The sequence below is a fragment of the Cryobacterium sp. TMT4-10 genome, from assembly GCF_004403275.1.
GTDB lineage: Bacteria > Actinomycetota > Actinomycetes > Actinomycetales > Microbacteriaceae > Cryobacterium > Cryobacterium shii.
Map to the genome: position 1 here is coordinate 1 of NZ_SOGU01000005.1, position 22,410 is coordinate 22,410.

Sequence of the window (22,410 nt, forward strand, 5' to 3'; positions counted from 1 at the left end):
CCCGCGGCGCGGTATCCGCGGTCCCCGTCGCGAATCGGTGGGCCTCGTCGATGAGGTCTGCCAGTGCGGCGGCGTCCTGGGCCAGCTTGCCGTGCGCCTGGCGGATGGCGTCGAAGTACTCACCGCGGATCTCCTGCTGTTCGATGAACGAGGGCTTCCTGGAAATCACGGTACGGGCACCCACCGACATTGGCCGCCGCATCCGCCCGCCGGAGTCTGCGCTGTGGATACCCAGATCAAGGCCACATTGTGGAGGAGAAGTCCTGGCTCGCCGACGGCCCACGGGCGGCCGGTCGACCGCCGCCTCCGGGGCCGAGCAGCAGCCGGCCACCGAGGCCATAATGGCTGCACGAGTTCATCGTGACCGGACCGCAACCTCAGAAACCACACTTCTTACATTCCTTTCCATATGATTTAGGTCAGAGCGAGCTAGGAGACTTCGTGACCGCTGACCAACCCGCCATTCGGCTGACCGGACTGACCAAGAGTTTCGGCGCCGTCAACGCCGTCGACGGCGTGGACCTCGACATCGCCGAGGGGGAGTTCTTCTCCATGCTCGGGCCCTCAGGCTCCGGCAAGACCACGGTCCTGCGCCTGATCGCCGGCTTCGAGCAGCCCACCTCCGGCACGGTGTCCCTCCTCGGTCAGGACGTCACCAACCGGGCTCCCTTCGACCGCGACGTCAACACCGTCTTCCAGGACTACGCCCTCTTCCCCCACATGAGCGTGCTCGACAACGTCGCCTACGGGCTGCGAGTGCGCGGGGTCTCCAAGCGGGAACGGCACGCGCAGGCGCAGCAGGCCCTGGAGACCGTGCGCCTGGGCGGCTTCGGAAACCGCAAGCCCGGCCAGCTGTCCGGCGGACAGCGCCAGCGGGTCGCCCTGGCTCGTGCCACCGTCGTGCGCCCCAAGGTGCTGCTGCTCGACGAGCCTCTCGGCGCCCTCGACCTCAAGCTCCGCGAACAGATGCAGGTCGAGCTGAAGGAACTGCAGCGGGAACTCGGCATCACCTTCATCTTCGTCACGCACGACCAGGAGGAGGCCCTCACCCTGAGCGACCGGATCGCGGTCTTCAACGAGGGCCGGATCGAGCAGCTCGGCACCCCGGCCGAGATCTACGACCGGCCGGTGTCCCCATTCGTCGCGGCATTCGTCGGAACCTCGAACATCTTCACCGATGCCCTGTCGCGCGTGCTGCTCGGGCGCGGCGGCATCCACACCCTGCGTCCGGAGAAGATCAGCATCGGGCGAACGGATGCCGCCCTCGCCACCGAACGCACGGCCGCCGGCACCCTCGCCGAGGTGATCTACGTCGGCAGCAGCACGCGCCTGATCGTCGACCTCGACGCCGGCATCCGCATCGTGGTGCTCGAGCAGAACGACGCCCACCGGGTGAGCGAAGACGAGCGCGGGTCACGGGTGAGCATCGGCTGGGGGGACCGTGACGTGGTCGCCCTGGAGAAGTCGACCGCCGTCGCCGCCGAGGCGGGCTCCGCGCCCGCCGACGGACAGCCCGGAGTGCCCGGAACGGGCCACATCAACGGCCAGGTGATCGGGCAATCCGCCACCGAGCCCACCGAACCAGCCACCGAAACAGCACGATAACTGGAATGGAGAACGCGATGAAACGCTTCACAGCACACCGTAAATCGGCAGCCCTCACGGGCCTGGCGATCGTCTCGGTTGCCCTGCTCACCGCCTGTGGCACCACCAGCGGAAAGAGCGAGGGCACCGCCAGCAGCGAAGCTCCCACCAAACTCGGAGCCAACGAGAAATCGGTGTCGATCCTGGCCTGGCCCGGTTACGTCGAGGACGGCAGCAACGACCCCGCCGTCGACTGGGTGAGCGCCTTCGAAGACGAGACGGGCTGCAAGGTCAACAGCAAGACCTACGGCACCTCCGACGAGGCGTTCAACCTGATGAAGACCGGCGAGTACGACGTGGTCGCCGCCTCCGGCGACGCGTCGCTGCGCCTGGTCGCCGCCGGGGACGTCGCCCCGGTGAACACGGACCTCATCCCCAACTACGCGGGCGTCTACGACTTCCTGAAGATGCAGTCCTGGAACAGCGTCGACGGGGTCGCCTACGGGATTCCCCACGGCTACGGAGCGAACCTCCTGATGTACAACACGGATGTGTTCACTCCGGCCCCGGCGTCCTGGGACGTCGTCTTCGACAAGTCCGGCCAGTACAAGGGCAAGGTGACAGCCTACGATTCCCCGATCTACATCGCGGATGCCGCCATGTACCTGATGTACCACCAGCCTGACCTCGGCATCAAGAACCCCTACGCGCTCGACGAGACCCAGCTTGCCGCGGCCGTCGACCTGCTCAAGGGGCAGCGGGAGAACATCGGCGAGTACTGGTCGGACTACTTGAAGTCGATCCAGGCGTTCGAGACCGGCGACACGGTCGTGGGCACCACCTGGCAGGTCATCCGCAACTCCCTCGCCGAGGGCACCCCGGCGGAGGTCGTTCTGCCCAAGGAGGGCGTCACCGGCTGGTCGGACACCTGGATGATCGCGTCCCAGGCCAAGAGCCCGAACTGTGCCTACGCCTGGCTGAACTACATCGCCAGCCCGAAAGCCAACGCCCAGGCCACCGAGTACTTCGGTGAGGCTCCGTCCAACCAGGCCGCCTGCGACTTCACGACCGACCCCAACCAGTGCGCGACCTACCACGCCGGCGACGAGGAATACGCGGCGCAGATCTGGTACTGGTCGACCCCGATCGAGAAATGCCTCGACGGGCGCACCGACGTGAAGTGCACCGACTACGCGGCCTGGACGACCGCGTGGCAGGAAATCAAGGGCTAACGGTCCAGATTCAATCAGGACAGAAGAGGAATCATGACGGTTGACGCACCCGCTCAGCCCGAGCTGCGGGCGGTGGTGCCCCCTCACCGGGACACCATCGCCCGGCGCGGCTCGGTCCTGCTGAGCAAGCACCCGCGCCTGCGGCTGACGCTCCTGCTGTCCGCACCCCTGTTCTGGCTCGGCCTGGTCTACATCGCGGCCCTGGCCGCGCTCCTGATCACCGCCCTGTGGACCGTGGACACGTTCACGGGCACCATCTCGCAGACCTGGACGCTCGACAACATCATCACCGTCCTGACCGGGTCGCTCTACCAGACCGTGACCGTGCGCACGGTGGGCGTGGCCGTGCTGGTGACGGTGATCGACATCGCGGTGGCCCTGCCGATCGCCTTCTACATGGCGAAGGTGGCCAGCCCCCGCTGGCAGCGCATCCTGGTGATCGCGGTGCTGATGCCCCTGTGGGCCAGCTATCTGGTCAAGGCGTACGCCTGGCGGTCGGTGCTGTCCCAGGACGGCATCTATGAGTGGCTGGTGGCGCCCTTCGGCGGGCATACCCCCGGGTACGGGTTGCCGGCCACCATCATCACCCTGTCCTATCTGTGGCTGCCGTACGTCATCCTGCCCATCTACGCCGGCCTGGAACGCGTTCCCGATTCACTGCTCGAGGCCTCGGGCGACCTGGGCGGCAAGACCGGGGCCACGCTGCGCCTGGTCGTGCTGCCGATGATCTGGCCGGCCATCATCGCCGGATCCATCTTCAGCTTCTCCCTCTCCCTGGGTGACTACATCACCGTGAACATCGTCGGCGGCGCCAACCAGATGCTCGGCAACCTCGTCTACACGAACGTGGGCGCCGCCAACAACCTCCCGCTCGCCGCGGCGATCGCGCTGATCCCGATCGTCATCATTTTCGGCTACCTGGCCGTCGTGCGCCGCACCGGCGCGCTGGAAAACCTGTAGGGGACGACATGCGATTGAGCCGCCCAGCGCGGGCCATCCTGGCCGGAATCACGGCCCTGATCCTGCTCGTGATCTACCTGCCCCTGATGGTCGTCCTGGTGAACTCATTCAGCACCAGCACCAGCCTCACCTGGCCGCCGCCGGGCCTGACCCTGGAATGGTGGGGCAAGGCCTTCCGCAGCGAGGGCGCACTCGACGCCGTCGTCACGAGCGTGCAGATCGCCCTGATCGCCACGATCGTGTCGCTCGTGCTCGGCACCCTGATCTCCCTGGCCCTGCAGCGCTTCGAGTTCTTCGGGCGGGACGCCGTGAGCCTGTTGGTGATTCTGCCGATCGCGCTGCCCGGAATCATCACCGGCATCGCCCTGAACAACGCCTTCCGCACCATCCTCGGCCTGCAGCTGTCGATCGCGACCGTGATCGTCGCCCACGCCACGTTCTGTATCGTCACCGTCTTCAACAACGTGATCGCCCGGCTTCGGCGGCTCGGCACCAATTTTGAGGATGCCTCCGCCGACCTGGGCGCGGGCCTCTGGACCACCTTCCGGCTGGTGACCTTCCCGCAACTGCGGTCGGCGCTGCTCGCCGGGGGGCTGCTGGCCTTCGCGCTCAGCTTCGACGAGATCATCGTGACGACCTTCACCGCCGGAGCCGGGGTGAAGACGCTCCCGCTCTGGATCCTGGACAACCTGTTCCGACCGAATCAGGCGCCCGTCGTGAACGTGATCGCCGTCGTGCTCGTGCTCGTCTCGATCGTGCCGATCTACATCGCCCAACGCCTCGCGGGCGCCGAGAAGGTCCCCCGGTAACCGGTCAGCGCCCGGGCAGGCCTACCGGCGTGCGTCGCGGCCGGTTAGCGCCAGGAGGCGTGACTGCAGTGGGGCGTCCTCGCTCGTGACCACGGGGGAGGCGAAGAGGCCGCTGGCCTCCAGGGTGTCCCGTTGCGGTTCGAACACGCTCCACACCGCCTCGACCAGCGCATCAGCGAGGGCCTCGTCGGCGCCCGTGGCCCTGGCCAGGTCCCAGGTGTGGACCGTCACGTCGGAGACCTGCTCGCGGAGGTAGTCGGAGGCCGGGACCGTGTCGTACGACAGCTGCACCGGCGCGTCGGCAGCCGTCGCCGTCCACGCCGCGGTGGCCAGCGCGGAGTGGGTCTCCCATTCCGCGGCCAGGTCCGGGCCCAGCGGGGGGAGGGAGCGCCGGGCGTCCAGGACCGTCAGGCCCGCGAGCAGCGGCGGTACCCATTGCTGCTCGATCACGACGTGGCGCACGAGCTCCCGCACGGTCCACTCGGTGTCGGGCGTCGCCGCGGACCAGTCCGAGATCGCGCCCACCCTGGCGCTGAATTCCCCGGCCGCCTGCTTCTGCAGTGCAATCCAGTCAAAGGTCGCGAGGTCGTCGGTCATGGCGTTCCAATCGTTTCCCGGTGCAACAGCCGACCGTCCGCTCGCATTCCTCGCCGGGGTGGAACAGCGCCGGGGTGGAGCGGTGTCGACGGTGTGGGTTAGGGTCTCTCCATGAGTAGGCAGGACGGTAGCGACCGCACGGTCTCGGCCGAAGCGGTCGACGACAGTTCGGCGACCCTGCTGCACATCGACATGGACGCGTTCTTCGCGTCGGTGGAGCTGCTGGACCACCCGGAGCTGGTCGACCAGCCCGTGATCGTGGGCCACCGGTCGGGCCGGTCCGTGGTGACGGCGGCGAACTACGTGGCCCGTCGCTACGGCGTCAACTCGGCCATGCCGATGGCGCTCGCCCTGCGCAAGTGCCCGTCGGCGGTCGTGCTCGAACCCCATATGAGCCGGTACAAGGATTTCTCCGCGCGCGTCATGCGGATCTTCGGGGACATCACCCCGCTGGTCGAGCCGCTCAGCATCGACGAGGCATTCCTCGACGTCGCGGGGGCCCGGCGGCTGCACGGGTCACCGGCCGTGATCGCCGCGCTGATCCGCCGCCGGGTCGAGGCCGAGACCGGACTCACCTGCTCGGTCGGCGCCGCCTCGACGAAATTCGTCGCGAAAATGGCGTCGAGCCGGGCGAAACCCGACGGCCTGCTCGTCATCCCCGCGGAGGACACGCTGGCGTTCCTGCATCCGTTGCCCGTCGGCGCCCTCTGGGGGGTCGGCGCGACAACCGAGCAGAGCCTGCTGCGCCTGGGCCTGGCCCGGATCGGCGACCTCGCCGACACGCCTCTGTCTGTGCTGCAGAAAGCGGTGGGGGAGTCAGCCGGGCGCAAGCTGCACGACCTGGCCTGGGGGCGCGACCCCCGGGCGGTCACGGTGGAGCGCGAGGAGAAGAGCGTCGGCCACGAGGTGACGTTCGAGCACGATGTGAACGACCTCGCCCGGTTGCGCAGCGAACTGCTGCGGCAGGCGGATGCCGTGGCCGTCAGGCTGCGGAGCGCCGGCCTGGTCGGCCGCTGCGTCGTGCTGAAGCTGCGCTACCCCGATTTCAGTACCGTCACCCGCTCCCGCACCCTCGCCGAACCGACCAACGTCGGGCGGCGCATCTACGAGGAGGCGGCGGCCAGTTTCGACCTGCTCGCGGTGAAGGGCATCCGGGTGCGGCTGATCGGCGTGCGCGTCGAGCAGCTCGGCGAGGGTGACGGGGGAGGCGCGGGGCTGTGGGACCCTGATGACGACTGGCGGGGCGCCGAGCGGGCGGTGGATTCGGTGACCGCGCGCTTCGGCCTGGGCATGGTGCGGCCGGCCTCGCTACTGGGCCCGGCACGACCCGGCTCGGCCCGCCCCGGCACGCCCAAACCAGACAAGGGGTAGCCTGAGGGCATGACTAGCCTTCCGGAAAAGCTCGCAGAAATCTCTCGTTCGGCCGGCGTGAAATCGGCCTACGGTGACCCGGTCCAGATCGACGGCGTCAGCATGGTCCCCGTCGCGCTGGTGTACTACGGGTTCGGCGGTGGTGAAGGGGAATCCGAGGACAAGGGCAGTGGCACCGGTGGCGGCGGTGGCGGAGCCTCGCTGCCGATCGGCGCCTACGTCAGGTCGGGCGGAACGCTGCGTTTCGAACCGAACGTCATCTCGCTGCTCGCCGTCGGCATCCCGTTCGTCTGGGTGGCCGGCAAGGCCTTGGCCCGCGTGATCCGCGCCCTGAAAAAATAACGCTCAGGAGTCCTGCTCCGGGGTGAACACGTCGGGGATCCCGTCGTCGTCCGCGTCGAGCCGTTCCTTCTCGTCGATGATGCGGTAGTGCCGGTTGCGCACCCGCAGCACCACGGTCGCCAGCAGCGCCGCCAGCAGCGACCCGGTCAGGATGGCCACCTTGGCATGGTCGTCGTGCGGGCTGCCCTGACCGAAGGCCAGTTCGGCGATCAGCAGGGACACAGTGAAGCCCACGCCGCCGAGCATGGCCACGCCGAGCACGTCCACCCAGGCCAGGTCCGGGTCCAGTGAGGCCCTGGTCGTCTTCGTGACCACCCAGGTGGCCAGCATGATGCCGATCGGCTTGCCCAGCACCAGGGCCGCCACGATGCCGAGGGCCACGGGATCGGCCAGGGCGGCACCCAGGCCGGCCACCCCGCCGATGGTGACCCCGGCGGAGAAGAACGCGAACACGGGAACGGCGAAGCCGGCCGAGACTGGGCGGATGCGGTGCTCGAGGTTCTCCGCCAGGCCGGGGCCTGCCCCGGGCCCGCCGCCGCGCCGGCTGCGCATCACCGGCACGGCGAAGCCCAGCAGAACGCCGGCCACCGTCGCGTGAATGCCGGAGCCGTGCACGAGCGCCCAGGTGGCCAGGCCCAGGGGCAGCAGGATGACCGCGGCGCCCCAGGGCGTCGAGCCGAAGAAGACCGAGTACCGGTGCGCCAGGAACGCGAACACGCCCAGCGGCACCACGGCCAGGAGCAGCGGGAGCGGCTGGATGTCGGCGGAGTAGAAGAAGGCGATGATGCCGATGGCCAGCAGGTCGTCGACCACGGCCAGGGTGAGCAGGAAGATGCGGAGGGCGCTCGGCAGCCGGGACCCGATCACGGCCAGGACCGCCACGGCGAAGGCGATGTCGGTGGCGGTCGGGATCGCCCAGCCGCGCAGGGTTTCCGCACCGGAGGTGGCATTGATGGCCACGAAGATGAGCGCGGGCACGATGACGCCGCCCACGGCGGCGGTGACCGGAACGACCGCACGGCTGAACGTGCGCAGATCACCGGCGACGAACTCGCGTTTCAGTTCCAGCCCGGCGAGGAAGAAGAAGACGGCGAGCAGCCCGTCGGCGGCCCATGCCCCGAGGCTGAGGTTCAGGTGCCAGGGCTCGTAACCGATTTCAAAGTCCCGCAGGGCGTAGTAGCCGTCGGCGGCCGGCGTGTTGGCGAGGATCAGCGCGAGCACGGTGGCCAGCAGCAGCAGGGCGCCGCCGACGGTCTCCTTGCGCAGGATCGACGCGACGCGCTGGTACTCGGGGTAACTGCTGCGGCGGAAGATCCAGGCTCTGGTTTCGCCGGGGCCGGCAGGCGGGTGGGGTGAAGTCACGGGAGGTCCTCTGGTTCATGGCACGCCAAAACGGATGTCGACCAGGCTTCCCGACTCACCGTTACCCAGAGTACACGGCGGCGTGCGGCCTCCGGGAGAGGAGACTCAGCGCCGGCGACCGCGGCGCAGCCACGCGGGGAAGTGCCAGGGCCCGGACACCGGCAGGCCCCGCCGCATCCGTCGCCGGCGCAGAATGAACCGGCGCATCAACAGGAGCAGCAGTCCGGCGAGCACCAGCGGGACGACCGCGCTCACCGGGAATTCCCCGGGGGGCGGCCCGTGCGGGCGATCTCAGGTCGGCATGCCATGCCGCGAGTCTAGGCCGCGGCCTATACTCGAAACGAACACGGGAGTCCGGTCAACCGGGCTGAGAGGAAGCTTCTGAAGCTTCGACCGTCGAACCTGATCTGGATCATGCCAGCGCAGGGAGGCAGATTATCTCGTACCCGTGCCCTGGAAACACTACGGAAAGGGCACGACCAGTGCACGCAAACACCACCCTTCTCACCCGGTCCACCGAACGCTCGCCGCGGAATTTCCGCTGGCGGGTCGTCGACATCGTCATCGCGAGCGTCATCGGCGTGGCCAGCGGACTCATCTTCATCGTCTGGAACCAGGCCTACAACCCGCTGAGCGGGCTGCTCACGCCGTTGCTTCCCGGCCTGCAGGCCCTGCTCGGCGGCGGATGGCTCTTCGCCGGCGTCCTCGGCGGGCTCATCATCCGCAAGCCCGGCGCGGCGCTCTACACCGAGCTGCTCGCGGCCGTCGTCTCCACCCTGGTCGGCGGCACGGCCTGGGGCGCCACCATCCTCGTCTCCGGCGCCGTGCAGGGGCTCGGGGCCGAGCTGGTCTTCGCGCTCTTCTTCTACGCCAACTACCGTCTCTACGTGGCGCTGCTCGCGGGAGCGGGGGCCGGGCTCGCGCTGGCCGTGAACGACCTCCTGCTCTGGTACCCCGGGTCCGCCGCCCCGTTCATCACCATCTACGCCCTGTCCGCCGTGGTCTCCGGGATCGTGGTCGCCGGCCTGCTGTCCTGGCTCGCGATGCGGGGGCTGGCGCGAACCGGCGCCCTCTCGCGCTTCGCCGCAGGACGCTCGACCCGGCCCCGGGTCTAGGGGCACAGCCATGACACCGGCAGAAGCGGCCACCGTCCCGGGGGCATCCATGCTCGCCCGTGACTGGGGCTGGCGGCATGCCGGTCGCCGCGGCTGGGCGGTCAGGGGCCTCGACCTGCGGATCGACCCCGGAGAACGGCTGCTGCTGCTCGGCGCGTCCGGCGCGGGCAAGTCCACGCTGCTGCACGCCCTGGCCGGCGTGCTCGGCGGCGACGAGGAGGGCGAGCAGACCGGCCGGTTGCTCGTGAACGGCCAAGAGCCCACCGCGGCCCGCGGCCAGTCCGGCCTGCTGTTGCAGGACCCGGATTCGCAGGTCATCCTGGCCCGCCTCGGCGATGACGTGGCCTTCGGTTGCGAGAACCTCGGCGTGCCGCGGGACGAGATCTGGCGGAGGGTGCACGACGCCCTCGAGATGGTCGGCCTGGATCTGCCGCTCAGCCATCCGACGTCGGCGCTGTCCGGCGGGCAGAAGCAGCGGCTGGCCCTGGCCGGGGTGCTCGCGATGCGCCCCGGCCTGCTGCTGCTCGACGAACCGACGGCGAACCTCGACCCTGAAGGGGTCCTGTCCGTGCGCGATTCCGTGGCCCGGGTGCTCGAACACTCGGAGGCCACCTTGATCGTGATCGAACACCGGGTGGCCGTCTGGCAGGGCCTGGTAAACCGGGTGGTCGTGCTCGACCAGGGCGGCGGAATCCTTGCCGACGGGAACCCCGACGAGGTCTTGACCCGTCAGGGCGAACAGCTGGCGAAGGTCGGTGTCTGGGTTCCGGGCCGGGGGAGCGGACTGCCGGCGTCCCGGCGGGGCGCGGCGCCGCGGAGCACGGGCTCGCTGAACGCCGGGCCACTGAGCACGGGACCACTGAGCACGGGACCACTGAGCACGGCGCTGTTGCAGACCAGGGCACTGTCCATTGCCCGCACCAAGGATGCCGTCGTCGCCTCTGACATCGAACTCGCCGTGCACGCCGGGTCTGCGCTCGCGATCACCGGCCCGAACGGCGCCGGAAAATCGACCCTGGCGCTCACCCTTGCGGGGCTGCTCAAGCCGGCGTCGGGGCGGGTGCTCGCGAGCGACGCATTCGCGGCCGGGGCGGGCGCGCAACCGATCCGCTGGAAGTCACGCGAGCTGCTCACCCGGATCGGAACGGTGTTCCAGGACCCGGAGCACCAGTTCGTCGCCGCGACCGTGCGGGCCGAACTCGCGGTCGGACCGCGGGCGCTGGCCCGGCCGGAGGCCGAGATCACCGCTCGGGTCGACGAGGTGCTGCAGCGGCTCCGCCTCGACCAGCTGGCCGACGCGAACCCGTTCACCCTGTCCGGCGGCGAGAAACGCCGTCTGTCCGTCGGCACGGTGCTCGCCACCCGGCCGCGGCTCCTGGTGCTGGACGAGCCGACCTTCGGCCAGGACCTCCGCACCTGGCGGGAGATCGTGGCTCTGCTCGAGGAACTCATCACGGAGGGCACGGGCGTTGTCGCGGTCTCGCACGACGCCGACTTCGTCACCGCGCTCGCCGACCGCGAATTCCCGATGGCCGCCCCGGCCCAGGCACCCAGAGTGGCGGCCGCCCGATGAGCGTGCTCGCGCCCGCCCGGGGTCAGCAGGCCATCTTCCGGGTCAACCCCGTGGCCAAGCTCGCGGCCGCACTGCTGCTGGCGGGTGTGCTCATGCTGACCGTCGACTGGGTGTCCGCCGCCGTCGCGCTGGCCTGCGAGTCCGTGCTGTTCTTCTTTGCCGGATTGTCCCTGCGGGCCTTCTTCTGGCGCACCCTCCCGGTCTGGATCGCGGCCCCCACGGCCGGGCTCACCACCCTGCTGTACGGCCAGGCGTCCGGGCAGGAATACTGGCACCTCGGGCTGGTGCACGTCACCGAGGGCTCGACCGCACTGGCCATCGCGACCACGCTGCGCATCCTGGCCATCGGGTTGCCGTCGGTGGTGTTGTTCGTGACCGTCGACCCCACCGACCTGGCGGACGGCCTCGCCCAGATCGTTCGGCTGCCGTCCCGGTTCGTGCTCGGCGGCCTGGCCGGGCTGAGACTGGTCGGCCTGTTCATCGAGGACTGGCGCGCCCTCGAACTGGCCAGGCGGGCCAGGGGGATCGGGGACGGCGGCGCCATCCGTCGCCTGGCCGGCCAGGGGTTCGCCCTGCTCGTGCTGTCCATCCGCCGGGGCAGCAAACTGGCCACCGCGATGGAAGCGCGTGGTTTCGGCGCCCCGGTACGGCGCACCTGGGCCCGGCCGGCCACCTTCCGCGGCCGGGAATTCGCACTCGTCGGGATCGGCCTGGTCGTCGCGCTGCTGGCGGTATTCGTCTCCGTGGCAACGGGAAGCTGGAACTTTGTGCTCGCCTGACCCGGAACGGATGCTGCTGCTCGCGCCCGTCCTGGCCGCCCTGGCGGCCGCAGGGCCGACGCCAGTCGTGCTCATCGACGGTCCGAGCGGGGCCGGCAAGAGCACCCTGGCCGACGCCCTCGTCCTGGCCTGGCCGGGCATGGTCAGGCCCGTGCTGGTGCGCCTGGACGACATCTACCCCGGCTGGAACGGGCTGGACGCCGCCGTGGCCCAGCTGACCGACCACATCCTCGGACCGCGTCGGCGGGGGGCGCCGGGGGCCTGGCAGCGCTACGACTGGGAGCGCGGCCAACCGGCCGAGTGGCACCTCGTCGACCCGGCGCGCCCGCTGATCGTGGAGGGCTGCGGGGCGCTGGCCGCCGCCAACCTGCCGCTCAGCGACATCCGGGTGTGGCTGGACGCCGACGACCGGCTGCGCAAGCAGCGCGCCCTGGCCCGGGACGGAGAGGCGTTCCGTTCGCACTGGGACCAGTGGCAATCGGAGTGGGAGGCCTACCGCAACCGGGAACGGCCGGAACGGCAGGCGACGATCCGGCTCGCCGCGGCCGGAAACACTGCGGGAAGCCCCGCGGGCAGGCTAGGTTGAAGACATGGCCGGTCAAACCGAAAAAGACGTAATGTACACCGCGGAGTTCACCGACGGGCCCCTCGCGGGGCAGGTCGACACCCGTGCCCTGATCCACGGCAAGCACGACCCGCGGATCAGCATGATGGCGGCCGTCGAGGGCGTCGAAACGACGTTCTGGTACGACGAGGTCGACGAACGCGACGTGCAGGGCCGCCTGCACGTGCGGTATCGCTTCGACGCCGGTGAGAGCGATCCGTACGAATTCACCCACGAAACCGACTAGCGCTCAGCCGGGCTCGTTCGCGGGCTCGCGGTCGCTGACCGTGGCGGTCACCTTTTCGCGGTCACTTATTGGCATCGAGCAGGGCCGTGATCATCGCCACGGGGTGCAACAGCCGCCAGCCGAGTCCCGGTGCGGGGATTGTCCGGTCGAGCACCAGGGGTGATGACACGCTCTCCCCGCCCGCCTCGACCGACACCCGGCCGATGGTGCGTCCGGCGCGCCCGGTGGAGATGCTGTCCAGTTTCACGTCGGCGACTCCGGGTGCCACGGCCTGCCAGCCGAACCGGGTCTTGGCCGTGCGCACGGTCGCGGAGGACGTGGCACCCCAGGGGGTGCTGAACCGTGCGTAGGCGTCGCCCAGCGCGAGCACGGGCAGTTCGGTGACTCCCGAGCGGGCGCTCTCCATCAGGGCGGTCACGTCCGCGGTCAGCGCGTCGTAGTCGGGCTCCCCGATCACGGCGCCGGCGAAGGTGAAGACGGATGCCCCGGTGCGCACCTGGGCGGTGAAGAGGAAGCAGATGCCGGCGGCATCCGTGTAACTGCGGGAAATGCCGGTGACGCCCTCGTCGGCCAGGAACGCCGTGGTGTTGTCGACGCCGCGCTGGCCGACCAGGGCCGAGGCCGGTTGGGCGAGGATGCCGGCGATTACCGGGTCGGACGCGGCCAGCCCGGCCAGCCGGGCCAGGTCCGTGGCGGTTCCGGCACTCTTCTCGCTCAGGCCGGTGGCGTCGGCGACGACCGTGCCGGTGAGTCCCTGCGTGCCCAGCCAGGCGTTCGCGGCGGCCACGTAGGCGTCGATCGAGCCGAAGGCCCATCGTGCGAGGGTGTCGGCATGGTTGTTGCTGGAGCCGAGGACCATAGCCTGGAGCAGCTCCGTCTCGGTCCATTCCTCGCCCGGGAACACGACGACTGTGCGGGCGCCGGTGCTGCCGTAGGAGATGTAGTCCTGGTAGTCGGCGGCCGAGATCGGGATCTTCGGGCCGGCGTCCCCCGCCGGCAGCGGCTTCTCGGCCAGGACGACCAGCGCGGTCACGATCTTCGTCGCCGCCGCCATCGGCAGGGCATCCCTGGTGCCGCCGACCGCCAGCGGGACGTGCTCGCCGAGGTCGCCGGCCTTGAGGGTGACCGTGGTCGGCGCGGTGGGATCAGGGGTGAGCGTGGTGAGCCCGATGACCGCGCTGCCGCCGGCCGCCGGGAGAACGGGCGGGGACGCGCTGGCGGGGCCGGGCGCGGGTGTGTCCAGCGTCGCCGACGCCGCCGGCAGCGGGCCCAGCAGGGTGGCCGGGCCGTACACGCCGACGGCGAGGATGACGAGGGCGCCGACCGCGCTGCCGATGATGCGGCCAGGTCGGTATCTACTCATGACGCAAGGCTAACGTCCGACGGTCATCCCCAGCCGAGGTCGTGCAGCCTGTCGTCGTCGATGCCGTAGAAATGTGCGATTTCGTGCACGAGGGTGATGTGCACCTGGTCGCGCAGCTCGTCCAGATCCGCGCACAGGGCCAGCAACGGTTCGCGGTAGAGCACGATCCGGTCGGGCATCTCGCCGAAACCGTACTGCCCGCGTTCGGTCAGGGCGACGCCGTCGTAGAGGCCGAGCAGATCGAGGCTGCCGTCTTCCGGCCGGTCCTCGACCACGAAGATGACGTTGTCGAGGCCGTCGACCATGTCGTCGGGCAGCAGATCCAGCTCGTCGATGACGAGACGTTCGAACTCGTCGTGATTCAGCGGCAGCATCCGTTCAGCATCTCACGACGCGAATCTCACGACGCGAACGGCCTAACCGTTGGCGGCTGCGTTGATCGTGATGGTCGTGAGGCCACCGGCGGCAACGCCCCACTTGTCCAGGATTTTGCCGTAGGAGCCGTCATCGACCATCGACTGCAGGGCGGCCTGCACGGCCGGTGTCAGTTTGGAACCCTTGGCCACGGCCATCCCGTACGGCGCCTCCTCGAAGGAGGTGCCGGCGGTCTGTAGCTTGCCTTCGGTCTTGGAGATCGCGTACAGCGTGACGGGCGAATCGGCGCTGAAGGCGTCGGCCTGGCCGAGCACCGTGGCGTTGGTGGCCGAATCCTGGGTGTCGAACTTGAGCTTGTCGATCGGGGGCTTGCCGGCGGCGACGCAGGCGTCGCTCTTGGCCGGGATCTCGTCGGTGTCTTCGTACGTCGTGGTCTGCACGGCGATCTTCAGTCCGCAGGCGTCGTCGGGGTCGACGGTCTTGCCGGTGGCCGAGGCCCACTGGATGCCCGCGGTGTAGTAGTTGACGAAGTCGACCTGCTCCTCGCGCTTGAGGTTGTCGGTGAACGAGGAGATGCCCAGGTCCATTTTGCCGCCGATGATGCTCGGGATGATGGTGTCGAAATTGGCGACCTTGTAGGCGGCGGTGAGTCCGAGTTTCGCGGCGAGGGCGGAGCCCAGTTCGATGTCCCAGCCGATCGGGTTGCCGGAGTCGTCTTTGAACTCGTTGGGGGAGTAGTTCGGGCTCGTGCCGATGACGAGCTTGCCGGACGCCCGGACGGCGTCGGGGAGCATTGCCTCGGCGGCGGCATCCTTGGTCACGCTGCTGTCGGCTTTCCCGGAACTTCCCGACGTGGCGGGCGTGGAATTGTCGACGCAGCCGGTGAGCAGGAGGGCGGCCACGGCAGCGAGGGCGGGGAGGGTGTAACGAGCGCGCATAGGAATTCCTTCGTCAGATGTCGTTCCGGCGAGTCTAGGAGCAGCCGATCTCGCTCAGAGAATCGCCGGGCGCAGGAGAGGAAATGAATTTCAGATCGTGATGAAGCCGGTACTTCTATTGGGGTGAGTAACGGGGCTTGAACCCGCGACCTCCTGGACCACAACCAGGCGCTCTACCAGCTGAGCTATACCCACCATGCGTTGCTTTTCCCGCAGGAAAGGCAACTCATGAATTCTATTACATGTTTGGACCGAAGTTGTGCACGGCTTCGGCTGCACGGCTCTTGGCCTGGTCGCTGGAGGGCCCCGGGTCGCTCACGAACACGGTCTGGCGGTAGTAGGCCAGTTCGCGAATCGATTCGAGGATGTCGGCCAGGGCGCGGTGTCCGCCGTCTTTCGCCGGGGCGTTGAAGTACACGCGGGGGTACCAGCGCCGGGCGAGTTCCTTGATCGAGGACACGTCCACGTTGCGGTAGTGCAGCTGGTTGTCCAGACGCGGCATGTACTTGGTCAGGAATGCCCGGTCGGTTCCGATCGAATTGCCGGCCAGCGGCGCCTTCTGGTCGGCCGGGATGAACTTCAGCACGTAGTCGAGCACCTGCAGCTCTGCCTCGGCGGCGGTGAGGCCGTTCGGCATCTCGGTGATGAGGCCGGAGGTCTCGTGCATGTCGCGCACGAAGTCGTTCATGTTCTCCAGTGCGGCCGCGCTCGGCTTGATCACCAGGTCGAGGCCCGGATCGATGATGTTCAGGTCATAATCGGTGATCACCACCGCGATCTCGCACAATTCATCCGTGTCAATGTCCAAACCGGTCATTTCACAGTCAACCCATACCAACCGGTCACTACTTTTTGTCATGAGCCGAGTCTATCGGCGGCCGCCGACCACGATTCCTGGCCGCGATCACGGCCGGGTCCGGTCGGCCGTGGCCTCACCGCGGCCCGCTTTCGTAGACTGGCCTTCCCTGCGGCACACGAAGAAGGATTCCCTGATGGAGCTCACCTATTTCTCGTCCGCCTTCTGCGAGCCGTGCCGGCAGACCCGTGCGGTCCTGGCGGAGGTCGAACGCCTCGTTCCGCAGGCCCATGTGCGTGAGCTCGACGTGGCGCGAGACGTGGCCGAGGCGGAGGCCAACGGCATCCGGATCACGCCCACCGTGATCGTCCGGGACGAGGCCGGGGTGGAGGTCTTCCGGGCCAGCGGGGTGCCGACCCTCGCGCAGGTGCTCGTCGCGGCAGCGAAAGCGGTCTGAGGCCGGTTCCGCACTCCGGAGCCTGGTCTGCGGTATCGTTGAACGTTCTCCGCCCCCGTAGCTCAGTGGATAGAGCAGCGGCCTTCTAATCCGCTTGTCGTAGGTTCGATTCCTACCGGGGGCACCGTATACCCACACTCGGGCCGGTCGGCCACGGCCGCCGGCTTGATCAGCGAGCCGGCCTGGGCACTGTTCGGACTCAAACGTGCTTGGACCGGCCGGAGATGAACTGGACGAGCCAAACGATGATGGCAATCACCGCGAGAACGATCCCCACCCAGAGGAGGAAGTTCAGAGACTGAACCAATCCACCGGTGATGAGGAGCCCCACGGAAATGATTGCGATGATGATCAGCAACAAGTTCATTGGTCTTTCCTCCTTGATGATTCAGGAATGAGAGCAAATCAGGTGAGTCTCTGCGGACATCCTGCCGCTATTTGCGCGATTTGCATATGTCCCTGCAATCGGTCGGCTGATGCCCTGCGGTGGGCCGAGGTCGAGCGTCGACGTCGGCGTGGGCGGCGTGCAGTCCCCGGTGCGCGGCGAGTAGTCTTGATATATCGGCCAATCGACCGGTGACGTTTTCCTCGAAGAAGAAGAAAGTGTGTCATGTCCGGCAAATATGAAGTTTTCGCAGAACGCACCGGCGGTTACGGGTTCAGGCTCAAGGCCAACAACGGCGAGGTCATCGCCTCGTCGGAGAACTTTAAGACCAAGGCAGAAGCGCTCAAGGGCATCGAGTCCCTGCGCTCCCACGCCAAGTCCCACGTGGTCGACCTGACGGAGCCCACGGACTGACTCCGCTCGTCCTCGTCGGGCGCCGGTCTGTGCGGGCGTGGACGGGGCCGGACGCGGCGGTCGATTCGGCGGCCGGCTTGATAGATTCGGTGCATGCGAGAACTTCAGGCGCGAATCATCGCGGAACTGCACGTGTCCCCACAGATCGACCCTGCTGCGGAGGTGCGGCGGCGGGTGCAATTCCTCGTCGACTATCTCGTGCGGACGGGGGCGAAGGGTTTCGTCCTGGGCATCAGTGGTGGCCAGGACTCCAGCCTGGCCGGGCGCCTGTGCCAGCTTGCCGTTGAGCACCTGACCGCGGCCGGTCACCCGGCGATCTTTCTCCCGGTACGGCTGCCGTATGCGGTCCAGCGGGACGAAGACGACGCGCAGTTGGCCCTGGACTTCATCAACGCCCGGTCGACCATCACCTTCAACATCGAACGAACCGTCAACGGCGTCGAGGCGGAATTCGCCGACAGCCTGGGCTGGCCGTTGCCCGATTTCGACAAGGGGAACGTCAAGGCCCGGGTGCGTATGGTCGCCCAGTACGCCCTCGCCGGATCCCACGGTCTGCTGGTCGTCGGCACCGATCACGCCGCGGAGGCCGTGACCGGGTTCTTCACGAAATACGGCGACGGCGGCACCGACATCCTGCCCCTCACCGGACTGAACAAACGCCAGGGCCGCGCCCTGCTGGTCGAGCTCGGCGCGCCCGACCGCCTCTACCTGAAGCTCCCGACCGCCGACCTGCTCGACGACAATCCCGGGCAGACGGACGAGGCGAACCTGGGCCTGCGGTACGAACAGATCGACGACTTCCTCGAAGGGCGTGCGGTAGCCGACGACGCGGCCGTCGCGATCGAGAAACGCTACCTGAGCAACGAACACAAGCGCCGGGTGCCCGCGTCGATGTTCGATGATTGGTGGCGCTGACCGGCCGCTCTGCCGGTCGGCGGGCGGACTCGCGCGCTGTGCACCAGACAGAAAACTGGCCCGTACGTCGGATGACGGACGGGCCAGTTTTGTGTGTGGGGGTGAGACTGTGTGCCGGTCGTTGGTTCTGGGTCGTTAGTTCTGGAGGGGGAGCGGGCGAACCTCGAGGGCCTGCACGTCGTCGAGCAGACGCTGGGTCTCCGTGGACGGTGACGGGGTGCCGGCCGCGTAGTTGAGCGGGGCGGGAACCGGAGCGGCGTGCTCCGTGAACTGGTCGTGGTGCTGCTGGGCGGCCCAGGCATCCTGTTCGGCCAAAAGGCTCTTCTCGGAGGTGGTGTTCGCCACCTTCCAACGGTCGAGGTCGCTCTGGAAGACCTTGCGTGTGCGGGAAGGCTTGCTCTGCCACTCGATCAGGCGGTCGCGGAACTCGAGCAGCGCCGGCTCCAGCTGGTAGCCGAACGTCGCGGAGGTGCGCTTGAGCTCGGCCAGCTGGTGCGCGGCCCAGTTAGCGGCGACACTCGCCCCCTTGATCGGGAGCAGGCGCAGTTGCACGTCGGCCTGACCGACCGCGCGATCAGCCATGACCTGCTCCTGCGGGGTGAGCGAGTTCCACACGGATGCCTCGGTCGCGGCATCCACGAGGGTGCCGATCACGGAGGCCTTCAGCTCACGATCGTGCTGTGCGAGCAGGCTTCTGACTGCCCCGCGGGAGACCCAGGCCGCCAGGAGGCTGGCGACGACGATCGAGAGAATGAGCACCACGGCGCCGAACACCACGGCCTGGTTGCTGGCTGCCGTGAGCCAGGATACGAAACTATTCCACCACTGCATGAGCGCACTTTACCGGCGTCCCGGCCCGATTGCGGGGAACAACGTCGGCGTGCCCGATCGACATGACCCACGTGTACGCAATCGTTGCGAACGGGACGTGAGAGGACGTGATTCGAGCGCTGGTCAGCGGAAACAGTCCGCGGCGTCGTCGATGCGCCAAAACGTGCCCAGATCGCTGCTACGGGTGGCGGCGATCAGGCGGCGTGCGGCGAAACGGTCGCCGTCGGCATCCGTGCGCCGTTCGATGTGGCCGAGGACCGCGCCGGACCGGCCGATGACCCGCCAGAGCCCGGACCGCACGGGGACCAGAACGAGACCACGGAAGGACGGGACCGCCGGCGACGCGGTGATCGTCACGGGCGAGGCGGTGGAGCGGATTGCGGTGGAGCGGAATGCTGTGGACATGGGATTCCTCCGAGATCGGCCGGCCGCGGGTGATGGTGTCATCACGCTATGCCGGGCCACCGACATCCGGTGCCAACGGGGACGCCTCCGCCCCTCCGCAGTCCCGCTTTCGGAACGAATTCGACGGAGATTTTGCCCGAAACGGGCCCAAACACGCCGCAAGCGCCCGTTTGCAGCAGAATCTCCGTCGAATTGGTTAGCGGGCGGGACCCTCCATCATGGCCAGGTCCTGACTGGCCAGGTCGAGGTCGAGGACCTTGTTCGGCCTGGCGGTCTGGGCCACGACGATGCCGGCCAGGACGAGGACGACTCCCGCCATCTGCAGGCCGTCGAGGGACTCGCCGAGCCACAGGAACGCGAACGCGAACGCGAAGATGACCTCCGAGGCGGAGACGATTCCGGCCGCGGTCGCGTTGAGGCGGCCGAGCGCCATATAGGAGAGCAGATACGGCGCGAAGGAGCCGAAGACCCCGTTCCAGACCATCAGAACCCACAGGGGGAGCGAAACCGCCTCGAGATTGCCGTGCAGCGCGACGTCCTGAACCAGGATCTGCGGTTCGACCTGCCACCACGCGCTGAACACCAGCCAGAACGCGCTGGCGAAGAGCATGGACCAGAACGAGACGGCCAGGGGCGAGGTCGAGGCGACCTGCCTTTCCCCGACCAGGAAGTACACGGCCAGGCAGATCGCGGCGAGCACCCCGGCCACCACGCCCGGGCCGGAGAGGGTGCTGGCCCAGATCTGGGCGACCACGGCCATCCCGATCAGGACGCAGCCGATGGCCAGCCAGATGCGGGGCTTCACCCGTTCCTTGAAGACGAACCGGGCCACGATGGCGACGAGCAGCACGCCGGCGTACTCGAGCATCAGCGCGATGCCCACCGGCAGCAGGCTGATCGCCAGGGCATAGAACCACTGGATCAGGGCGACCCCGGCGACGCCGAGCACGGCCATCACGACCAGCTGCCGGCGGTTGATCCGGAACGCACGACGGTTGGTCAGCGCCAGGAGGCCGCCGGCCAGCACGGCGACGACCGTGACCCGGAAGAACGTCAACTGCGCGGGGGAGAGCCCGGCCTCCACGATCACCTTGGTGGTGCTGCCGTTGAGGCCGAAGAGCAGCGACGCGAGGAGAGCGTAGAGGTAGCCCACCCGCTCTAGCCCAGTCCGGTGCCGTGCACGGCGTACGGTTCGATCATGGCGATTTCGTCGTTGGTCAGGGCAGGGGCGTCCAGTGCTGCCACGGTCTGTTCGAGCTGGTGCACGCTGCTGGCGCCGACGAGCACGCTGGTCACCGAACGTTGGCGCAGGATCCAGGTGACCGCGAGCTGAGCCAGGGTCTGGCCGCGCTCGTGCGCAATGGCATTGAGCGCCCTGGCCCGGTTGAGGTAGGTGTCGGTGAGGACGGTCTCGGAGAGGAACCGGCTGGTGGCGACCCGGGAGTCCGAGGGCACCGAGCCGCCGAGGTACCGGTCGGTGAGCAGACCCTGCGCGAGCGGCGAGAAGACGATGCTGCCCACGCCCAGTTCGTCGAGAACCGGGAAGAGGCCGTCTTCGATGTGGCGGTCGAACATCGAATAGCGGGGCTGGTGGATGAGGAGGGGGACCTTGTGCTCGGCCAGGGCCGCCACGGCGGCCCGGGTCTGCTCCGGGGTGTAGCTGGAGATGCCGACATAGAGGGCCTTGCCCTGGTGAACAGCGGATGCCAGCGCTCCCATGGTCTCCTCGATCGGAGTTTCCGGGTCAGGCCGGTGCGAGTAGAAGATGTCGACGTAGTCGAGACCGAGCCGGCCCAGGCTCGCGTCGAGGGAGGAAAGCAGGTACTTGCGGGACCCGAAATCGCCGTACGGCCCCGGCCACATGTCGTAGCCGGCCTTGCTGGAGATGATCATCTCGTCGCGGAAGGGACGGAAATCCTCGGCGAAGATGCGGCCGAAATTGGTCTCGGCTGAACCGGGAGGCGGGCCGTAGTTGTTCGCCAGGTCGAAGTGGGTGACTCCGAGATCGAACGCGCGGCGGAGGATGGCGCGCTGCGTGTCGATGGGCCGCTCATGGCCGAAATTGTGCCAGAGACCCAGGGACAGCGCCGGGAGCTTGAGGCCGCTCCGGCCGGTGCGTCGGTAGGTCATGTCGGCATAGCGGTTCGGAGCAGGTACGAAGGTCATTCCGTTACTCTAGGGGCGTGAAAACTTTTGTGGTCGCAGGTGGATGTTTCTGGTGTCTCGATGCCGTGTATCGGGTCTTGCGTGGCGTCACCGATGTGGTCTCCGGCTACACCGGCGGAACCGCTCCGAACCCGAGCTACGAGTCCGTCTGCACCGGCCGCACCGGTCATGCGGAGGCCATCGCCGTGACCTTCGACCCGGAGGTCATCCCGGAGAGCGTCATCCTCGACGTGTTCTTCACTCTGCACGACCCCACCCAGCTGAACCGCCAGGGCGCCGACGTGGGCACCCAGTACCGGTCCGCCATGTTCTACACCGACGACGAGCAGAAGCAGCTCTTCGAAACGGCGCGCACGCGCGCCGCCGAATGGTGGGGCGACGGCATCGTCACCACGATCGAGCCGCTCGACGAATACTTCGTGGCCGAGGACTACCACCAGGACTTCTTCGCGAAGAACCCCGGTCAGGGCTACTGCATGGCCGTGGCCCTGCCCAAGGTGAACAAGATCCGCAAGTCGTACGCGGAGTACATCGTCAGCTGATCTCGCCTGCGCCGGTTTGCGGATAGGTTCACGGCGCAACCCGCCGAAGGATCAGAAACGGCGTCTCAGAACGGCGGCGGCTCGTCGGACTCGTCCGGCAGTACCGGTTTCCGTTCCGGCGCCCGTCCGTCGTGTTCCGCTTTCGGTGACGGTTGGGGCTGGATGATGGTGGCCGGTTCGCTGATGAAGTGCCGCCCGGTCGGTGAGGTCCAGTTGAGAGTGCCGTCGGGCAGCATTTCGTAGCTCCA

Annotated in this window: 28 protein-coding genes, 2 tRNA genes and 1 riboswitch; of the genes, 16 read left to right on the forward strand and 14 right to left on the reverse strand. The window is 68.1% G+C overall.

Annotated elements, in window-relative coordinates; all coding sequences use genetic code 11:
* The first annotated feature begins 441 nt into the window (after positions 1 to 441).
* The 4 genes from E3T42_RS00200 to E3T42_RS00215 are packed head-to-tail and all read left to right on the forward strand — an operon-like array spanning position 442 to position 4,585.
* Positions 442 to 1,605, forward strand: coding sequence for an ABC transporter ATP-binding protein (locus E3T42_RS00200; protein WP_134366357.1), 1,164 nt, complete (start codon positions 442 to 444; stop codon positions 1,603 to 1,605).
* A gap of 17 nt (positions 1,606 to 1,622) precedes the next feature.
* Positions 1,623 to 2,816 (forward strand): ABC transporter substrate-binding protein, encoded by a 1,194-nt coding sequence (locus E3T42_RS00205; RefSeq protein WP_134402239.1) that lies wholly within the window; start codon positions 1,623 to 1,625, stop codon positions 2,814 to 2,816.
* A 33-nt stretch (positions 2,817 to 2,849) separates the two neighbouring features.
* Positions 2,850 to 3,776 carry an ABC transporter permease gene (locus E3T42_RS00210; RefSeq protein ID WP_134366359.1) on the forward strand — a complete coding sequence of 309 codons (927 nt, stop codon included), beginning with the start codon at positions 2,850 to 2,852 and terminating at the stop codon, positions 3,774 to 3,776.
* Between the two features lie 8 nt (positions 3,777 to 3,784).
* Complete coding sequence (locus E3T42_RS00215) at positions 3,785 to 4,585, forward strand: ABC transporter permease (protein WP_134402240.1); 801 nt, start codon at positions 3,785 to 3,787, stop codon at positions 4,583 to 4,585.
* A 21-nt stretch (positions 4,586 to 4,606) separates the two neighbouring features.
* Here E3T42_RS00215 and E3T42_RS00220 read toward each other — a convergent pair whose 3' ends face one another.
* The gene (locus E3T42_RS00220) at positions 4,607 to 5,182 is read right to left on the reverse strand and encodes a TIGR03086 family metal-binding protein (RefSeq protein ID WP_134366361.1); all 576 of its coding nucleotides are present in this window, start codon (positions 5,180 to 5,182) and stop codon (positions 4,607 to 4,609) included.
* A gap of 111 nt (positions 5,183 to 5,293) precedes the next feature.
* On the opposite strand from E3T42_RS00220, the gene E3T42_RS00225 reads away from it, so the two are divergent.
* Together E3T42_RS00225 and E3T42_RS00230 are read left to right on the forward strand one after the other, a co-directional pair.
* Positions 5,294 to 6,553 (forward strand): DNA polymerase IV, encoded by a 1,260-nt coding sequence (locus tag E3T42_RS00225; protein WP_134366362.1) that lies wholly within the window; start codon positions 5,294 to 5,296, stop codon positions 6,551 to 6,553.
* A 9-nt stretch (positions 6,554 to 6,562) separates the two neighbouring features.
* Positions 6,563 to 6,895, forward strand: a complete 333-nt coding sequence (locus tag E3T42_RS00230; protein ID WP_134366363.1) for a hypothetical protein — start codon at positions 6,563 to 6,565, stop codon at positions 6,893 to 6,895.
* A 3-nt stretch (positions 6,896 to 6,898) separates the two neighbouring features.
* Here the strand turns inward: E3T42_RS00230 and nhaA are convergent, their stop codons facing one another.
* Together nhaA and E3T42_RS16535 are read right to left on the reverse strand one after the other, a co-directional pair.
* Complete coding sequence (nhaA, locus tag E3T42_RS00235; RefSeq protein WP_134366364.1) at positions 6,899 to 8,257, reverse strand: Na+/H+ antiporter NhaA; 1,359 nt, start codon at positions 8,255 to 8,257, stop codon at positions 6,899 to 6,901.
* Positions 8,258 to 8,362: 105 nt separating this feature from the next.
* Positions 8,363 to 8,512: a hypothetical protein gene (locus E3T42_RS16535; RefSeq protein ID WP_160140982.1), complete on the reverse strand. Its 150-nt coding sequence runs from the start codon at positions 8,510 to 8,512 to the stop codon at positions 8,363 to 8,365.
* Between the two features lie 81 nt (positions 8,513 to 8,593).
* Positions 8,594 to 8,703, forward strand: a riboswitch (TPP riboswitch).
* 36 nt (positions 8,704 to 8,739) lie between these two features.
* On the opposite strand from E3T42_RS16535, the gene E3T42_RS00240 reads away from it, so the two are divergent.
* From E3T42_RS00240 to E3T42_RS00260, 5 genes are read left to right on the forward strand one after another with little or no spacing between them, the layout of a single operon-like run.
* Positions 8,740 to 9,372, forward strand: a complete 633-nt coding sequence (locus E3T42_RS00240; RefSeq protein WP_134366365.1) for an ECF transporter S component — start codon at positions 8,740 to 8,742, stop codon at positions 9,370 to 9,372.
* A 10-nt stretch (positions 9,373 to 9,382) separates the two neighbouring features.
* Positions 9,383 to 10,945, forward strand: a complete 1,563-nt coding sequence (locus E3T42_RS00245; protein WP_134402241.1) for an ABC transporter ATP-binding protein — start codon at positions 9,383 to 9,385, stop codon at positions 10,943 to 10,945.
* Positions 10,942 to 11,724 carry an energy-coupling factor transporter transmembrane protein EcfT gene (locus E3T42_RS00250; RefSeq protein WP_134366367.1) on the forward strand — a complete coding sequence of 261 codons (783 nt, stop codon included), beginning with the start codon at positions 10,942 to 10,944 and terminating at the stop codon, positions 11,722 to 11,724. The genes E3T42_RS00245 and E3T42_RS00250 overlap by 4 nt, the downstream gene beginning before the upstream one ends.
* A 10-nt stretch (positions 11,725 to 11,734) precedes the next feature.
* Positions 11,735 to 12,310 carry an ATP-binding protein gene (locus E3T42_RS00255; RefSeq protein ID WP_134402243.1) on the forward strand — a complete coding sequence of 192 codons (576 nt, stop codon included), beginning with the start codon at positions 11,735 to 11,737 and terminating at the stop codon, positions 12,308 to 12,310.
* A 4-nt stretch (positions 12,311 to 12,314) separates the two neighbouring features.
* Positions 12,315 to 12,575, forward strand: coding sequence for a hypothetical protein (locus E3T42_RS00260; RefSeq protein ID WP_241975732.1), 261 nt, complete (start codon positions 12,315 to 12,317; stop codon positions 12,573 to 12,575).
* Between the two features lie 61 nt (positions 12,576 to 12,636).
* Here E3T42_RS00260 and E3T42_RS00265 read toward each other — a convergent pair whose 3' ends face one another.
* The 5 genes from E3T42_RS00265 to orn form a co-directional block, all read right to left on the reverse strand.
* Positions 12,637 to 13,938 carry a D-alanyl-D-alanine carboxypeptidase family protein gene (locus E3T42_RS00265; protein ID WP_134366368.1) on the reverse strand — a complete coding sequence of 434 codons (1,302 nt, stop codon included), beginning with the start codon at positions 13,936 to 13,938 and terminating at the stop codon, positions 12,637 to 12,639.
* A gap of 23 nt (positions 13,939 to 13,961) precedes the next feature.
* Positions 13,962 to 14,312 carry a metallopeptidase family protein gene (locus tag E3T42_RS00270; protein ID WP_134366369.1) on the reverse strand — a complete coding sequence of 117 codons (351 nt, stop codon included), beginning with the start codon at positions 14,310 to 14,312 and terminating at the stop codon, positions 13,962 to 13,964.
* Between the two features lie 42 nt (positions 14,313 to 14,354).
* Positions 14,355 to 15,251 carry an ABC transporter substrate-binding protein gene (locus tag E3T42_RS00275; protein WP_134366370.1) on the reverse strand — a complete coding sequence of 299 codons (897 nt, stop codon included), beginning with the start codon at positions 15,249 to 15,251 and terminating at the stop codon, positions 14,355 to 14,357.
* A 119-nt stretch (positions 15,252 to 15,370) separates the two neighbouring features.
* A tRNA-His gene (locus E3T42_RS00280) sits at positions 15,371 to 15,446 on the reverse strand.
* 43 nt (positions 15,447 to 15,489) lie between these two features.
* Positions 15,490 to 16,110 carry an oligoribonuclease gene (gene orn / locus E3T42_RS00285; protein ID WP_134366371.1) on the reverse strand — a complete coding sequence of 207 codons (621 nt, stop codon included), beginning with the start codon at positions 16,108 to 16,110 and terminating at the stop codon, positions 15,490 to 15,492.
* A 133-nt stretch (positions 16,111 to 16,243) separates the two neighbouring features.
* On the opposite strand from orn, the gene E3T42_RS00290 reads away from it, so the two are divergent.
* Both E3T42_RS00290 and E3T42_RS00295 read left to right on the forward strand, forming a co-directional pair.
* Positions 16,244 to 16,504 carry a thioredoxin family protein gene (locus E3T42_RS00290; RefSeq protein WP_134366372.1) on the forward strand — a complete coding sequence of 87 codons (261 nt, stop codon included), beginning with the start codon at positions 16,244 to 16,246 and terminating at the stop codon, positions 16,502 to 16,504.
* A 51-nt stretch (positions 16,505 to 16,555) separates the two neighbouring features.
* Positions 16,556 to 16,628, forward strand: a tRNA-Arg gene (locus E3T42_RS00295).
* 75 nt (positions 16,629 to 16,703) lie between these two features.
* Here the strand turns inward: E3T42_RS00295 and E3T42_RS16540 are convergent.
* Positions 16,704 to 16,871, reverse strand: a complete 168-nt coding sequence (locus E3T42_RS16540; protein ID WP_166787142.1) for a hypothetical protein — start codon at positions 16,869 to 16,871, stop codon at positions 16,704 to 16,706.
* A 243-nt stretch (positions 16,872 to 17,114) separates the two neighbouring features.
* On the opposite strand from E3T42_RS16540, the gene E3T42_RS00300 reads away from it, so the two are divergent.
* Positions 17,115 to 17,303 carry a DUF1508 domain-containing protein gene (locus E3T42_RS00300; RefSeq protein WP_134366373.1) on the forward strand — a complete coding sequence of 63 codons (189 nt, stop codon included), beginning with the start codon at positions 17,115 to 17,117 and terminating at the stop codon, positions 17,301 to 17,303.
* 93 nt (positions 17,304 to 17,396) lie between these two features.
* Complete coding sequence (gene nadE, locus E3T42_RS00305; RefSeq protein WP_134402242.1) at positions 17,397 to 18,218, forward strand: ammonia-dependent NAD(+) synthetase; 822 nt, start codon at positions 17,397 to 17,399, stop codon at positions 18,216 to 18,218.
* A 135-nt stretch (positions 18,219 to 18,353) separates the two neighbouring features.
* Here nadE and E3T42_RS00310 read toward each other — a convergent pair whose 3' ends face one another.
* From E3T42_RS00310 to mgrA, 4 genes are all read right to left on the reverse strand, one after another.
* On the reverse strand, positions 18,354 to 19,049 hold the full coding sequence (locus E3T42_RS00310) for a hypothetical protein (protein WP_134366375.1): 696 nt from the start codon (positions 19,047 to 19,049) through the stop codon (positions 18,354 to 18,356).
* 123 nt (positions 19,050 to 19,172) lie between these two features.
* Positions 19,173 to 19,454 carry a hypothetical protein gene (locus E3T42_RS00315; RefSeq protein ID WP_134366376.1) on the reverse strand — a complete coding sequence of 94 codons (282 nt, stop codon included), beginning with the start codon at positions 19,452 to 19,454 and terminating at the stop codon, positions 19,173 to 19,175.
* A gap of 196 nt (positions 19,455 to 19,650) precedes the next feature.
* Positions 19,651 to 20,607: a DMT family transporter gene (locus E3T42_RS00320; RefSeq protein WP_134366377.1), complete on the reverse strand. Its 957-nt coding sequence runs from the start codon at positions 20,605 to 20,607 to the stop codon at positions 19,651 to 19,653.
* A gap of 5 nt (positions 20,608 to 20,612) precedes the next feature.
* The gene (mgrA, locus tag E3T42_RS00325; RefSeq protein ID WP_134366378.1) at positions 20,613 to 21,620 is read right to left on the reverse strand and encodes an L-glyceraldehyde 3-phosphate reductase; all 1,008 of its coding nucleotides are present in this window, start codon (positions 21,618 to 21,620) and stop codon (positions 20,613 to 20,615) included.
* A gap of 17 nt (positions 21,621 to 21,637) precedes the next feature.
* Here mgrA and msrA point away from each other — a divergent pair, with 17 nt between their 5' ends.
* Positions 21,638 to 22,162 carry a peptide-methionine (S)-S-oxide reductase MsrA gene (gene msrA, locus E3T42_RS00330; RefSeq protein ID WP_134366379.1) on the forward strand — a complete coding sequence of 175 codons (525 nt, stop codon included), beginning with the start codon at positions 21,638 to 21,640 and terminating at the stop codon, positions 22,160 to 22,162.
* Between the two features lie 65 nt (positions 22,163 to 22,227).
* On the opposite strand, the gene E3T42_RS16545 is transcribed toward msrA, so the two are convergent.
* Positions 22,228 to 22,410, reverse strand: a 183-nt coding sequence (locus E3T42_RS16545; RefSeq protein WP_198416015.1) for a hypothetical protein, incomplete at its 5' end; no start/stop codon positions are given.